Raw genomic sequence first — 13,781 nt, 5'->3', positions numbered from 1 at the left:
CTCCATTCCAACGCAAGGACGCTCTGCGGATTGAATGCCGTCGCGACGCTTACCACGAGCGCGTATGGGACGAGGTGCCTCGCCGATGTCGGAAATAGCGAACTACGGTTTTGCGTGTCGTTAAGTCTTCTCGCTGTTTCGAGTATTTCTGTAGTCGCTGCGTGAATGATTCTTTCGAGAACTTCGCGCGGCAAGCGCGGTGTCGGAGTTGATCTTCGATCTGCTCCTGGCCACTGTCGCATCGGCCAGAGAGCTATAATTCTACGTGCTTGTGCTCGATATTGCTCCAGAAGGGCCAACTCTCCAAGGAGGATACGGGCGTGGTAGTATGCGCGCCTTCTCGTTCCTAGTGCGAACGGTTTTCCGTTGTGTCTATTCGGCGCGTTTAGCCAGTGCACGAATGCTGTTATGACAGCGCGATCGATATCTTCCAGCCGCAAGTCTCCGAGACCCGTGGAATGCAGAAACTCGCAAAACAGGCGTAAAAGTACCCTGCCGGTCCCCTCCGTAGATCGCTCCTTACCTCCCGCCCATGCTAGGTGCGCCTGAAAGAGTGGGAGAGCAAGAAATGGGACCTTATCAAGAAATGGAAAGCCTCTTCTTGCCAGCCATGGCAGATTATTAGCGAGAGCATATAACTGCGTATTGTGCAGTCTTTCTCCAACGTCGCACTCCACTTCTTTGCAAAGGGCGGCGCGATGGTTCGAAGGGTCAACTACGTCAATGTCGCGATAGCTCTCTCTAATCGCTTGCGCGATAATGCTGCTCGCTTCAGGCCCAGTTCTCATGTCGGCCTTCCTGGTAGAGTTTGTCCGATCAAATCCCACGTATTTACGACGTGGGGCGTGTTATCGAATACCGTGACAAACGAGATGTACGTTTCTATGGTTTCCTTTAGGTACTTATGCCCAAGTGCCTGTTGGACGCGCTTCCACGGTTCAGGATTTCCGATTGCCCTCTCGGCTTGGTACAATAGCACTGCGAAGGTATGCCGAAGATCGTGGAAGCAATGCTTTGGCTTCTCTACCCACGTTATTGATCTTGTTATCGGGTCGGTTCGCTGAATGATCTTAGTCAACCCGGCCGCTACGCATGCATTCTCAACAACTTTTTGGTAGCAGCGCTTGGTCATTGGCAGGCCGACTCGACTGTGACCAACATTGGATACAAACAGCGCCGAGACGTTAGTTTTCCTGCCAGCGGCACGGATGCTCTGTACAGCCCTCGCTCGCTCGCCGTGGATATAGGTTTGCACCTCTGCGACGAGCCAGTTTGGAATGCCCACCAATCGGTCGATATCGCCCTTTCCGTTGACATTGAGGGGCTGCTCTACGGCAGGAGAATTGGTGTCTGGTTTCATCGTGAGGAAGTCGTGGCAGGTGAGTCTCATTACCTCGGAGACGCGAAGTCCCGTCAGGACTGTTAATATAATGATCAAGCGGTTTCGACACGACTGCGCTTGCGCATTCAGTTGTTCCGATGGGAGCGGACCCAATGCTTCTGTAAATTTGTCCCACTCGACTCCGGAGAAAGGACGAATCGGGCTTGTCGCCCGACGTTTCCTTGGAAGGAGGGAGGTCAGTTCGCCCTGTGCTGAATTTCGTTGAGTGTAGGTAGCAGCATCAAGTCTTGTCCGTGGCTCTTTAGTGACGCTGCGCATGCTTTCGACGTGCAGACTTCCTGAGTACACTCCGGCACGCGCTTGAAAAGAGTAGAATTGGATGATGTACAGCATTCTGCTGCGGACAGTGTTTTTCGAATACGGCCTTCCCGTTTGCGGTGAGATGATGCCAGGGGCGAAATGAGCGTCTCGATAACGGATTAGATTCTCTCTGGTTGCGATCTGCCAGTCGAGTCCGAGATGATTGAGTGTTTCAAACCAGTGCGCGATAGCGTAAGCCGCCGCCCACCACGAATGCTTAGAAGCGTTTCTTCCACTTTGTACAAATGCGCGCAGTAGAAACGTGGACGGTTCTTCAACTATCTTCATCGTTGGCTCTTCAACGATGAACGGTTCGCCCAGCTTTACATGCTGAAGGTCGGAGCGGTTGTTGATGTAAACGCGAATGCGTGTCGCGCATCCGGTTCCGAATTGAAGGTTGTCTGCCACGATCATAGCAGTGACCGAAGACCGCACCGCGAGGCGCTCAAACGGTTAGCTTTCATTCCGCCTCCTCGTGCCAGAGCACCACGGGCCTGACCGACTTTACAGTCTTCACCTCGTGCCCGATTGGCGGAACGTATCGAGTTCGAGCCGATTGCGCAAGTATCTGAAATTGTTTGCGAAATTTGTTTTTTCGTTCGGCCGCTCTGCTCGCTTGGGGACTATGGCCAACGTCGGCAGCCTGCTGTCCTGCTCTGCCGAGCCTTCGACGGTTACCGTGACGAGTAGCCGGTCGGTCGGTGGTCGGGAATCCCGGTATCAGATATCTCTTGCACAGCGCCGGTCTTTAGGGAGAGCGGCCAGAGGCGCAAAGTGAACAATTTGCGCCTGAACACCTTTTCGGCGGGACATCTCGATCTTCAATTGATTCGGGCTGTCTGGGCCAATTGAACAAAAATGAGTGCATATAAACGTAGACCACAATACTTGTTCAGCCCACAACGCCACGGCTGGAACTGCTTATATGCGATCGCTCTGCGCATAGCATTGATCGAGGCCTATGAGGCGCATCGGTCCGGGATCGCGCGGCAGGGAACATTCGATGGAGATCGGAGCGTCCTTGCAGGGTGCCCTCGTACAAACCAGGCACCCGGAAGCTAGGGGCCGACAGCCTTTTGCATCTCCCGTGCCTCATCCAGCAGCCGCGATAGCTCAGGGAGCATCTCGCGGGCAAGCGCGCTGAGCCATCCGACGGGCGCATCCTGCACGCTGGCATAGATCTGCAATTCCTGCTCCAAGGCCTGGACCTGGAATTCCGCATAACGGCGGCTGAGCGCCAGGAAGTCGAGCGGCTCGAGATTTTCGAGGATCATCCGGTGCTCGAACTGGGGCAGCGCCGGAACCGGAACGCTGTTCTCCCGGGCGACGCCCTCGAGTCTTGCGATCTGACCGCGCCGGAACTCCACCATCCGTTGCGCAAAGGACCGTGCCTCCGGCCTCGTTTCCCTGGACGCAACCAGCTCGGCAGCGCGGGCCTGCACGACGGCCAAACTGTGGGCGAAGCTGACGAACGTCTCCGCATCCGGCGGCTTGGCGGCCTGGGTCGATGCGCTGGGCTGTGCCACAGCCATAGCCGGTACCATGACGGCGGCGAAGGCGAGAGCCGCGAGCACGATGGCTGGGAGGATGCTACGGTGGCCGGCGCCGCCGTTCGCTCGCATCTGCATCATTGCCACCCCGGCACCCCGGACATGTCGGGCAGTCGGTGCGCGATCCCCTTGTGGCAGTCGATGCAGGTCCTCTCGCCCGTGAACAGGAAACGCTCATGCGCCTGTGCCGCGCGCGGGTTCTGCTTCGTCAGGTCCATCGATTCAGCCGAGTGGCAGTTGCGGCATTCGAGGGAGTCGTTGGCCTTCATGCGCTCCCACTCCCGGTCCGCCAGGTGCCGGCGCAGCGCAAGGAACTTCTCGCGCGTGTTGATCGAGCCGAAGATGTGGCCCCAGACCTCCTTCGAGGCCTGCATCTTGCGGGCGATCTTATTGGTCCATTCGTGCGGCACGTGGCAATCCGGGCAGGTCGCACGCACGCCCGACCGATTGACGAAGTGGATCGTGCCTTTGAGCTCCTCGAAGACGTTCGTCTCCATCTCGTGACAGCTCACGCAGAACCGTTCCGTGTTGGTGGCCTCCAGGACGGTGTTGAACCCACCCCAGAAGAAGACGCCGGCTAAGAATCCGCCGAGCGTCAGGAAAGCGAGGCTCAGCGTCCGCGCGGGAGAGAAGGCCCGGCGGATCCATTCGCCAAGGCGCGACTCGCCGAGAGCCCGCGTGATCGACGTCACCATTTCAGCGGCTCCGTCGCTCGGGCTCGGCGAGCGCGTCCATGTCGGTGAACAGATTGTCGACGAGGGGTTGAGCCGTGGTCTGAGGCACGTGACAGGCCAGGCAGGCGTAGCGCCGCGGGGCGACTCCTCCCAGGAAATTGCCGTCCCGGTCCTGGTAGTGCGTCACGCTGATCATGGGCGCCTGACTCTGCTCTGTGAACTTGCGGGAATGGCAGGACAGGCACTTGTTGGCGTTCAGGTCGAGCGCATACCCCTCAATGGAATGCGGGATGAGGGGTGGCTGGTCGGGATAGTTGCGTCGGCGGCGGATGTCGTCCGTGATCTGGCGCTGCATTGGCGGCGCCGGAACCTCGCGCGTGAAGGGTTCCGGGCCGCGCAGGCGCGGCGCGTCGCGCCCGGGCCCGCCGACCTGGGCCATGATGGCTCCCGCAAAGAGGCAGGGCAGCGATGCAGCGAGCGAGAGGAGGATCGGACGTCTCATCGCACAATCCCCCCGGCGGGCGCTCCTGATGGGGTATTCTCCGCTACGCTGGCCGCCACGACCTTGACCGCGCATTTCTTGAAGTCGGTCTGCTTCGAGATCGGATCGGTCGCGTCCAGCGTCACCTTGTTGATGAGCTGGCTCGCGTCGAAGAACGGCACGAAGACGACGCCCGGAGGCGTCTTGTTGCGGCCGCGCGTCTCAACGCGAGTGCGGATCTCGCCACGCCGCGACGCCACCCGGACCTCCTGCCCTCGCCGGAGGCCGCGTTTCGCGGCATCGTCGGGATGCATGAACAGCACGGCGCCGGAGAATGCCTTGTAGAGTTCGGGAACCCGCATTGTCATAGAACCCGAATGCCAGTGCTCCAGCACGCGACCCGTCACGAGCCAGAGGTCGAACTCCTCGTCGGGCACCTCCGCGGGCGGTTCATAGGGAGCCGCAACGACGTTCGCCTTCTTGTCCGGGTTGCCATAGAACTGCCAACCCGAACCCTTTTCCACGTAAGGGTCGAAGCCTTCGCGATAGCGCCAGAGCGTCTCCTTGCCGTCGACCACGGGCCAGCGCAGCCCGCGCACCTCGTGATAGGTGTCGAACGGCGCGAGGTCGTGTCCGTGCCCGCGTCCGAACGCGGCGTATTCCTCGAACAGGCCCTTCTGGATATAGAAGCCGAAGTGCCTGGCTTCCTGGTTCTCGTGGCTCGGGTCGATCTCCGAAACCGGGAACTTGTTAGCCTCGCCATTGGCGAACAGGACCTCGTAGAGCGTCTTGCCGCGATATTCCGGCGCCTTGGCCAGGATCTCCTCGGACCAGACCTCGTCGGTGGTGAAGCGTTTCGAGAACTCGGCGAGCTGCCACAGATCCGAATGGGCCTCGCCCGGCGCATTGACGAGCTGGTGCCAGAAATGCGTGCGACGCTCCGCATTGCCATAAGCCCCTTCCTTCTCGACCCACATCGCGGTCGGAAGGATGAGGTCGGCCGCCAGCGCGGTGACGGTCGGATAGGCATCCGAAACCACGACGAAGTTCGCCGGATTGCGGTATCCCGGATAGGTCTCATTATTGGTGTTCGGCGCCGTCTGGAGGTTATTGTTGCACATGATCCAGTAGGCATTGAGCTTGCCGTCCTTCAGCATCCGGTCCTGCTGCACCGCGTGGTAGCCGGCCTTGCCGGGCAGAAGTCCCTCCGGGAGCTTCCAGATCTGCTCCGCGTGCCTGCGGTGCTCGGGGTTCGCGACTTGCATGTCGGCCGGGAGCCGATGCGCGAAGGTTCCGACTTCGCGGGCGGTGCCGCAGGCGGACGGCTGCCCGGTCAGCGAGAAGGGACTGTTGCCCGGCTCCGAGATCTTCCCGGTCAGCAGGTGGAGGTTGTAGACCATATGGTTCGCCCAGACGCCGCGGACGTGCTGGTTGAAGCCCATGGTCCAGAGCGACATCACCTTCGTCCTGGGATCGGCGTAGAGGCGCGCGAGAGCCTCGAGCTGCTGGGGCCGCACGCCGGAGATCTCGGAAGCCCTCTCGAGCGTGTACTCGCTCACGAACTTGGCGTAGTCCTCGAAGGTCGAGGGGTGGGAAACCTGCGCGTCGTTGGCGTGCTGGGCGCGCTGTTCGAGCACGTGCTCCGGACGCAGCCCGTAGCCGATATCCGTATTGGCCACGCGGAAGTTGACGTGGCGCTCCACGAACTCCCGCTTCACGGCGCCCGTCTGGATGATGTGGTTCGCGATGTAGTTCAGAATCGCGAGGTCCGTTCCCGGCTGGAAGATGATCGCGGCGTCGGACAGGTCGGTCGTGCGGTGCTCGTAGGTCGAGAGGGTATGGATGCGGACATGCGGCGCGGAGAGTCGCCGGTCCGTGATCCGAGTCCACAGGATCGGGTGCATCTCGGCCATGTTCGAGCCCCAGAGCACGAAGGTGTCGGCGTGCTCGAAGTCGTCATAGCAGCCCATGGGCTCGTCCATGCCGAAGGTCCGGATGAACGTGACGGCTGCCGAGGCCATGCAGTGACGCGCGTTTGGGTCGAGATTGTTCGTGCGGAAACCTGCCCGCATCAGTTTGGAGGCAGCGTAGCCCTCCCAGATCGTCCACTGGCCCGAGCCGAACATGCCGACGGCATCCGGCCCCTTCTCCTTGAGGACGCGTTTGAACTGCCGTGCCATCTCGTCGAAGGCCTGGTCCCACGAGATCGGCTGGAACTCGCCATCCTTCGCGTACTGCCCATTCCTCATGCGCAGGAGCGGCTGTGTCAGCCGGTCCGCGCCATACATGATCTTGGAGAGGAAGTAGCCCTTCACGCAGTTGAGGCCGCGGTTCACCTCGGCCTTCATGTCGCCGTGGGTGGCAACGACCCTGCCGTCCTTGACCCCGACCATGACACCGCAGCCGGTTCCGCAGAACCGGCACGGCGCCTTCGACCATTGCAGCTTGATGTCCTCGCCGACCGGCAGGTTCTGCGCCTGTGCGGGAAGGGTAACGTTGGCCGCCGCTGCGGCGGCGCTTGCCGCCTGGGCCTTGAGGAACGTGCGGCGTGAGAGTTCCATGACGCTCATCCCTTCCTTGCCGCGGGATCCTCTTCCGCGGCGGGCTCGAAATGGTGGTAGACGAGGGCGGCCGACATGACGCCGTCGAGAAGCGAGATCTCGTTCAGGCGTGTCACGATATCGGCCTCGGTGTCGGTCTCGAGACTGACGATGATCTTGCCTGCGGCTTCGGCGTGAATCTCGACGCCGGGGATTCCGGCGAGCGTGTTCCGCACCGCCTGCGCCCTTTCGGGCCGGACATGCACGACAAGACTGGAGATGTGGGCTTCCGGCGCGGCGGGGGCGACCAAGCGCCCGGTCAGGATCTCGCGTCGGGACGGCGCGTCGGCGGTACTCATGGCGTGCTCACCTCAAACCGGACCCGGCGGTCCGGTGAAGAGATAGTACATCCACACCACGAACCCCCAGCCGGCGACGACGCCGACTGCGATGAAGGGCCAGATCACGACGGCCAGCACCAGGAACAGGATCGTCTCGATCCGCCGGTTCTTGGCATCCACTGGTTCGGTATGCATGCACCCCCCATGCGATTATTCACGTTCCCTCACGAACGGACAGCTTGGCGCTTTGTTCCTCGCCTCGATCGTCCGCGCGGAGGATGCGCCTATCTCTGCGGGAGCCGCAGCACGGGCACCTCAGGTTCGGAGAGAGCACCAACAGGGCATTGCGGCCCCCGCGGGTGCACACGAGCGTCTAAGGGTCCAGCTCGCACTGGTAGTCGCACTCGCGGACGCTCTTCATACCGTCATGCGGCCCAAAGGAGCAGCGCGCGCCAGCCGAGCGAGAAGGCCTCTCCGATCATCTCCGGCGCCATAGGAATGGAGAGGACAAGCGGGGGACGGCGAGTCAGGACAGGTTTCCGCGTCATCCTTGGAACTTGCGGCACCCTGCGCACTCGCCCCGGTCCAGTCCCTCAGACCGGGGCCGCTCCCAGGCGACGTACATCGCTACGGCCGGGCCCCGATCTTCCTCGAGTGGCCGATGCCGAACTCCGCCACCATCGCATGGCGCCGCTCTACGCTGCACCTGCTCGAGGCGCAGGCCATCTACGCGGCCTGCGCCTTGAGCGTGCACACCACTCCCGTCGCAGCGAACTCGATCCTGACCTCGCCGTCGATGTCCTGCGCCAGAACGCGCTCGAGCAGCAGCGAACCGAAGCCGCGACGGCCTGGCGGCTGGACTGGCGGTCCACCGGCCTCTTCCCAGCGGAGGTGGAGCCTGCTCCCCGCATCCGCGTCTGTCACCAGTTTCCAGGTGATCCTGATCGTGCCGGCGCGGTTCGACAGCGCACCATACTTCACGGCGTTGGTGGCGAGTTCCTGGAAGGCCATGGAGAGCGCCAGAGTGGTTCGCGGCGCCACCCGAGCCGGCGGCCCGCTGAAGCGGATGCGGTCCTCCCCGGACCCGCTGAACGGCGCGACGGCCTGAGCGACGATTTCGCCGACATCCGCCCCCTCCCAGCTCTCGCGAGTGAGGACGTCATGCGCCCGAGCCAGGGCCGCCAGCCGTGATTCCAGGAGGCCCTGAGCCTCCTCTGGGGACGAAGCGTTGCGCAACGTTCGCGCGGAGATGAACTGCACGGTCGCAAGGGTGTTCTTGACCCGGTGGTTCAGTTCGTTGAGCAGCATGCGCTGCTGCTCCTCGGCGCGTTCGCGAGCGGCCTGCCGGGTCGCGAGCTCGTCCATCAAGCCGTCGATTGCCGCTCCGACAGATTCGAGCTCGCCGTGACTTGTTGACATCCTGGTACGAACCGAGTGGTCTCCGCGCCGCCAGGCCGCGATGGTGTAGACGAGCCGCGAGACTGGCCTGTGGACGAACGCGCCCGCAAAAAGCCAGGCGGTGACGAAGGCCACGAGGCTCCCGGCAAGCGCAAGGGCGAGGCCCCGGTTCGTTGCCCGGTCGATCGCCTCGAAAGCCTCTTCCAGCGAGATACCGGCGCTGATGTAAAGGCCGTCCGGGCTCGCCGAAGCGGGGATATAGCCGATGACCCGGCGAGTGCCGTCCTGGCTCGTGACCTCTTCCGTTCCGGGTCTCTCCGCGTGAACGAGCCGCTGGTAGGGCTCCGGAATTCGGGTTCCGATGAATCGTTCCGGGAACGGCTCGCGGGCAATGATCACCCCCTCCCGGTCGGCGATGGTGAGCGCGCTGCCGCGAGCGAAGTCGCGGCTTCGGATCCTCTCCCCCAGCCAGTTGAGGTCCAGGCTCGCCGCCACCACGCCCGCGACCGTGCCCTTGGCGTCCTTGATCACCGTCGCGAGAGGCAGCCCTTTCCGTCCGGTGATCCGGCTCACCGTGTACTCGCCGGTCACGAAGCTTCCAGTCTCGAGAGCCCTTCGGAAGTAGGGTCGGTCAGCCAGGCCCTGACCGATGTCGGACTCGTCGGTGCCGCACCGAATGAAGCCCTCCCGGTCGATGACCATGATGGTGAGGAGGTGGGGCGACTGTGCTCGGATATCGGCGAGAAAGGAGCGGCACGATTCGGGATCGAAGGTTCGCACGATCGGAGTGCTCGCGATCGTGCGGAGCATCCCCTCCATGCCGCTGACGATGCCCTGCATCTCGAGGCCGGCGAGTTGCCCGTAGCGCAACGCGAGATCGTGGGCCTCGGCTTCGCGGCTGCGCCGGAGCGAGACCTCGTTGTAGACGAGGATCATTAGGGCCGGCAGCAGGGCCACCGCGGTCAGGATGAACAGCCGCGCGCGGAGGGACAGGTTCGGACGCGGTATGGCCACCATGGTCGTTCCCTTGCCGGGGCACGGTGTTCGATCGTGCCTCTCCCGGGCGACGCAGCATATAGTGCAGCTTAAGGGGGATGTTGAAGTTGGTAAGCCACGAACGGATCGCGCGGCCCGTAAGGCGGCCAGCCATTTCAATCCTCCGGCTGTCGCGTAGGAGCCGCCCTCCTCGACCGCGGGCGCATCGTTAACAGTCCCGTGACTTCAGGTGCCCTGCCGGAGGCCCGAGTGGCCGTCCGGCTCGGGAAGAGCGGGGCTCGAAGGCGTGCAAGGATGAACGGATCGGCCCGGCAGGGTTCCCATCACGTTGTATGTGATCGGGTCGCGGCCGGGAGTGTCTGCAAGAGACCTTGGGTCGATGACCCGGTCGAACCGGCTGCCCAGTCTCTGGCGTGATCCGATGCTGTGCTCCTGCGTTCGGCCAGGCCCGGACGTTGCCATTCCTGGATTGGAGCACGCCCCGGAACGATGGCGCGTCCGCGTGGATTATCCCGGCCCGGAGCCACCCTGGAGGTGGGCCATGAGCAAGCCGAGGATCGGCCTGTCCGTCCAAGCGGATCATGGACGCAATTCGGCTGCGCGCCGGGCTTGCTGCCGTATGGATCTCCAGCGCGTCGCCAGATGGGCACGCCCCCGATTGTTACAGCAGGAGAGACGGCGATCTCGCTACCGAGTCCCTGAAGCTCGCGTTAGCGCTGCGTCGTGCATATTCGCCCGGCTCGAACGCGGTGCAATGCGCGAGGTCCAGCGCGAAGGCGTCCTCGAGGTCCTTCGCGAACCGCTCGTCGTAGAGCACCGCGATGATCTCGTGGTTGATGCTGAATACTGCGGATGTCGACGTTGATCGAGCAGATGTCAGATGCTGATCGTCTCGGTGTGCAGATGCCCCTTCTCGTACATGCACACCCTCACGCCGCCTCGAAGCCTGAGCTTGAGTCGCGGCCCGGACGGACTTTCAGAGCAGAAGCGGCCTGAAAGCGCTGGTGATCATGAACATCCCGAGCGCGGCGAGCACGAGACCGGACGCCTTGTTCGTGACGTCCAGCGCTCTTGCAGGCAGGCGGTTCCGGAGAGCGTTGACGGCGCTGCTCAAAGCCAAGAACCAGCCAATTGAACCAGTGAAGACGCCGCCCACCAGAGCCGGTGCTTCCGAGAAGCTCGCGGATGTTGCAAGGGCCGGGAAGGCAGCGAAAAAGAGAACAACTGTGAGTGGGTTGGAGAACCCAAACGTCAACGCATCCCGGTAGGACCGCAGGAGTTCTCCGGATTTCCACCCAGGGGCTGGGTTTACGAGGACCTGACGACGCAGCACACGCCCGGCGAACCAGAACAGGATCGCCCCTGAGAGCAGCGACAGGATCTGAGCGCTTGCTTCGGTTGCCGTCATCACCGTTGCGCTCAGACCGAGAATGGCCAGAATGCCGTAGGCGGCGCGAACGGTCGCAGCGGCGAGGCCGACGACAAGCCCTGCAGCGAGACCGAGCGCCAGAGTTCTCTGTATGCACAGGAGACCCATCGGGCCGATCGGCGCTGCCACCGTAAGGCCGACGCCAGCCCCGGCGAGGAATGCCGCAAGTGGCAGGCTTATCATGCTGGCAACTCCAGGAGGGGAAAACCCGCTCGGGGCATGAGCCGCGAGCGGGGAAGTGCGGCCCGCGGGATTGGGCCGTGCAACGGCTCAGCGTCTTGCGACCGCTCGGAAACGGGCCCTAGGGCTGATCTCCGGCCGGCACATAGCCGAAAGTGTCCTTCTCCGAGTCACCCGTGACCAAGCCAACCTGACTGACCTGTCGCACACGCTGAGGCAAGGCTGTGGCTGAGGAGATCGTCGCGCTTTGGAAGGAGTTGCAGGAGAACCCGATTGTATTTTTCTCCGGGTCGGTATTGTATATGCCGACCTGCCCCGGCACATTGTCGGCGACGCTCGTGCCACGGCACCAGCTGCCGCGCTGTGCGTTCGCGGCGGGTCCGCCGAATGCCGCGAGTGATGATATTGCTGCAATCGCGAGCAGCACAGCGCTCGGCTGCGTTGACATTCTCGCCCTCCTTGCCGGCATCGCATCAACACGAGTGACTCTGCGCGGCCGAAGGTCGTCCTGGCCTAGGCCATGACGCGCTTTGTGAAGACAGACACAAAGCGCTCTCGTCTTATGCGCTATCTACGGTGAGCCCAGGCTACCAGACGCGCGCCACTCGATCTTGGTCTGCCGGGAACAGTTGACCGGAGATGTGAATGCACGATTCGCACATCCGTCCTCCGCGCAGTCACCGCCGCCGTTCCGATTTGCCCGACGCCGATCGCTCGCGGGAGCCTCCCGATCGGGCTCCGCAGCGCGATCCGATCCGGGAATGGCGTGAGGGCTACGCGCGGCTCCTGCTCAAAATCGATTTCAAGCCCCTGTCGCAGGCGCCGTTTCGCGCATCGGTCACCTCGATCTTCGATGAACTGCGCATCATGCGAACGGTGCTCAGCCCTGGCATCACGTTCAGGGACGAGGAACTGGTCAGGGACGGCGACACCAGCTCGTGGCTGCTGATCGCCCAATCGCCGGGTCTCGAGTTCGACCATCGAGGCCGTAATCTCCGGCTCGGCTGCGGCGACGCCACGGTGATGCGTGTGTGCGAGACCGGCAGCATGGGTTCAAGTCGCTCCTTCGGGTACCTCGGGGTAATGATTCCCCCGGAGGTCAACGCGCGCCTCGCATGCCCCGATGATGCCGTGATGCGACGCCTGCCAGCCCGATCCGAGGGCATGCAATTGCTGCGGGCCTATATCCATGCTCTCGAGAAAGGCCATTTCAACACTTGGCGAGATGGCCGGGAGACGATCCGTCAACACGTCATCGATCTCATTGCGCTCGCGATTGCACCGCGTGGGGCCGTTGGCGAGAGCGGATTGAGTGCGGTCCAAGCGGCACGCCGCGCTGCTCTGCTCGAATATGTCGCCACACACTTCCAGGACCCGGAACTCGACGTATCGACGGTGGCCAGGAGCCAGGGCATCTCTCCACGCTATCTGCACCGCCTGATCGAAACGACAGGGAGTTCGTTCACGGCGCATGTGACCGAACTGCGATTGCAACGGGCGTTCGCGTTGCTCACGGAAGCGTGCCAGGGCGAGAAGCGGATCGCCGATGTTGCACTCGAGGCAGGCTTTTCCGACATTTCGCACTTCAACCGATTGTTCCGCGCCCGCTTCGGCGATACGCCGAGCGGCGTCCGGACAAGAGTTTCAGGCCACTCCCCGGGATTGGTTCGTAACGGCGTACTCCTCTCGGCTTGACCCGATCCAGATCGTGTCCCCTGGCGTAGTGCAATTTCGGGCGTGTCGCCACGATTTCCGGCAGAGCCGGTATGATCAGGTTGCCATGGCGGGCGATCTGACAAGCGGATCATCGCTCATCGGAGCCATGGTTCCCTCTAGGTGGCGCTGAGTAGCCGCATTACGGCTACTTTGAGCCCTTCATGCGCATCCGAGACGACCAACTCACGGCCCACAAGCCTCGACTTGTGAGTGTGCGCAGAAAGGTGGTCCAGATGGGTTCTGCTTCCGAGGAACCGATATCGAGGCCCAGCACTTCCCGGCGCTCATCAGCCAGTCTTTGAACGCATCATCGTCATGGCCGGGCAGTCGGTGAGCCAACAAGTGATGCCGTCCGGACCGGTATGGACCTGCTGATGGTTAAGCAACGCTTCGTCAGACTCGGGCGGGGCGTCGGGATCAGCGAACCGGGACCCAACACCGGCACGATCACAAAGCTCTCAGGCCGCCTCTCAATGGCGCCGGTGCGAGGTCCTCCACCGCCTTGAGCGTCCAGACCCGTGGAGCGATAGGTCTTGCCCTGCCCTCCATGTCGCACCCTGCCCGGATTGTGCTCTCCTAAAGTCCTGGCATATTTAACTCCAAATACCAGCAAAGAACTGGGCCGTTATCTATTTAGCCTTACTCTGAGGAAACCCCATGATGTTGCCTGTCAAAGGGCAGACTGTGTCTGCTCCGCCGCATCCGCTTCACAACCGCTGGGTTCAGCTTGCGGCCGGCATCGCCTGCATGGTCGCGGCCGCCAATGTGCAATAC

The 13,781-nt window shown here is 62.5% G+C and carries 12 protein-coding genes and 1 pseudogene; 1 reads left to right on the top strand and 12 read right to left on the bottom strand.

Annotated features, from left to right (window positions below; translation table 11 throughout):
* Positions 1-784: 784 nt before the first annotated feature.
* The 11 genes from BN1233_RS46350 to BN1233_RS36515 all read right to left on the bottom strand — a co-directional run bounded on the left by BN1233_RS46350 (position 785) and on the right by BN1233_RS36515 (position 11,739).
* Positions 785-2,116: a tyrosine-type recombinase/integrase gene (locus BN1233_RS46350; protein ID WP_082145863.1), complete on the bottom strand. Its 1,332-nt coding sequence runs from the start codon at positions 2,114-2,116 to the stop codon at positions 785-787.
* A 644-nt stretch (positions 2,117-2,760) separates the two neighbouring features.
* Positions 2,761-3,333 carry a DUF4142 domain-containing protein gene (locus BN1233_RS36555; RefSeq protein ID WP_048707543.1) on the bottom strand — a complete coding sequence of 191 codons (573 nt, stop codon included), beginning with the start codon at positions 3,331-3,333 and terminating at the stop codon, positions 2,761-2,763.
* A complete protein-coding gene (locus BN1233_RS36550; RefSeq protein WP_046868568.1) occupies positions 3,330-3,947 on the bottom strand; it encodes a NapC/NirT family cytochrome c in 618 nt (205 codons plus the stop codon). The genes BN1233_RS36555 and BN1233_RS36550 overlap by 4 nt, the downstream gene beginning before the upstream one ends.
* A 1-nt stretch (position 3,948) precedes the next feature.
* Entirely contained in the window at positions 3,949-4,428 is a 480-nt protein-coding gene (locus BN1233_RS36545; protein WP_046868567.1) for a nitrate reductase cytochrome c-type subunit, read from the bottom strand.
* Positions 4,425-6,968: a periplasmic nitrate reductase subunit alpha gene (gene napA, locus BN1233_RS36540; protein ID WP_046868566.1), complete on the bottom strand. Its 2,544-nt coding sequence runs from the start codon at positions 6,966-6,968 to the stop codon at positions 4,425-4,427. The genes BN1233_RS36545 and napA overlap by 4 nt, the downstream gene beginning before the upstream one ends.
* Positions 6,969-6,973: 5 nt before the next feature.
* Positions 6,974-7,306 carry a chaperone NapD gene (locus BN1233_RS36535; RefSeq protein ID WP_046868565.1) on the bottom strand — a complete coding sequence of 111 codons (333 nt, stop codon included), beginning with the start codon at positions 7,304-7,306 and terminating at the stop codon, positions 6,974-6,976.
* Between the two features lie 12 nt (positions 7,307-7,318).
* Positions 7,319-7,483, bottom strand: a complete 165-nt coding sequence (locus BN1233_RS36530; RefSeq protein ID WP_046868564.1) for a periplasmic nitrate reductase, NapE protein — start codon at positions 7,481-7,483, stop codon at positions 7,319-7,321.
* A gap of 531 nt (positions 7,484-8,014) precedes the next feature.
* The gene (locus tag BN1233_RS36525) at positions 8,015-9,703 is read right to left on the bottom strand and encodes a sensor histidine kinase (RefSeq protein ID WP_046868563.1); all 1,689 of its coding nucleotides are present in this window, start codon (positions 9,701-9,703) and stop codon (positions 8,015-8,017) included.
* 640 nt (positions 9,704-10,343) lie between these two features.
* Positions 10,344-10,499 (bottom strand): phospholipase D-like domain-containing protein, encoded by a 156-nt coding sequence (locus tag BN1233_RS47775; RefSeq protein ID WP_154678339.1) that lies wholly within the window; start codon positions 10,497-10,499, stop codon positions 10,344-10,346.
* Between the two features lie 159 nt (positions 10,500-10,658).
* Positions 10,659-11,294, bottom strand: coding sequence for a LysE family translocator (locus BN1233_RS36520; protein WP_046868562.1), 636 nt, complete (start codon positions 11,292-11,294; stop codon positions 10,659-10,661).
* A gap of 118 nt (positions 11,295-11,412) precedes the next feature.
* Entirely contained in the window at positions 11,413-11,739 is a 327-nt protein-coding gene (locus BN1233_RS36515; protein WP_046868561.1) for a hypothetical protein, read from the bottom strand.
* Between the two features lie 197 nt (positions 11,740-11,936).
* On the opposite strand from BN1233_RS36515, the gene BN1233_RS50720 reads away from it, so the two are divergent.
* Positions 11,937-12,986: an AraC family transcriptional regulator gene (locus BN1233_RS50720; protein ID WP_048707540.1), complete on the top strand. Its 1,050-nt coding sequence runs from the start codon at positions 11,937-11,939 to the stop codon at positions 12,984-12,986.
* 140 nt (positions 12,987-13,126) lie between these two features.
* On the opposite strand, the pseudogene BN1233_RS47770 reads toward BN1233_RS50720, so the two are convergent.
* A pseudogene (locus tag BN1233_RS47770) lies at positions 13,127-13,296 on the bottom strand (transposase); the annotation flags it as partial.
* Between the last annotated feature and the right edge of the window lie 485 nt (positions 13,297-13,781).

This window comes from Microvirga massiliensis, from assembly GCF_001006805.1.
Classification (GTDB): domain Bacteria; phylum Pseudomonadota; class Alphaproteobacteria; order Rhizobiales; family Beijerinckiaceae; genus Microvirga; species Microvirga massiliensis.
This window is presented reverse-complemented; position numbering and strand designations above follow the sequence as displayed.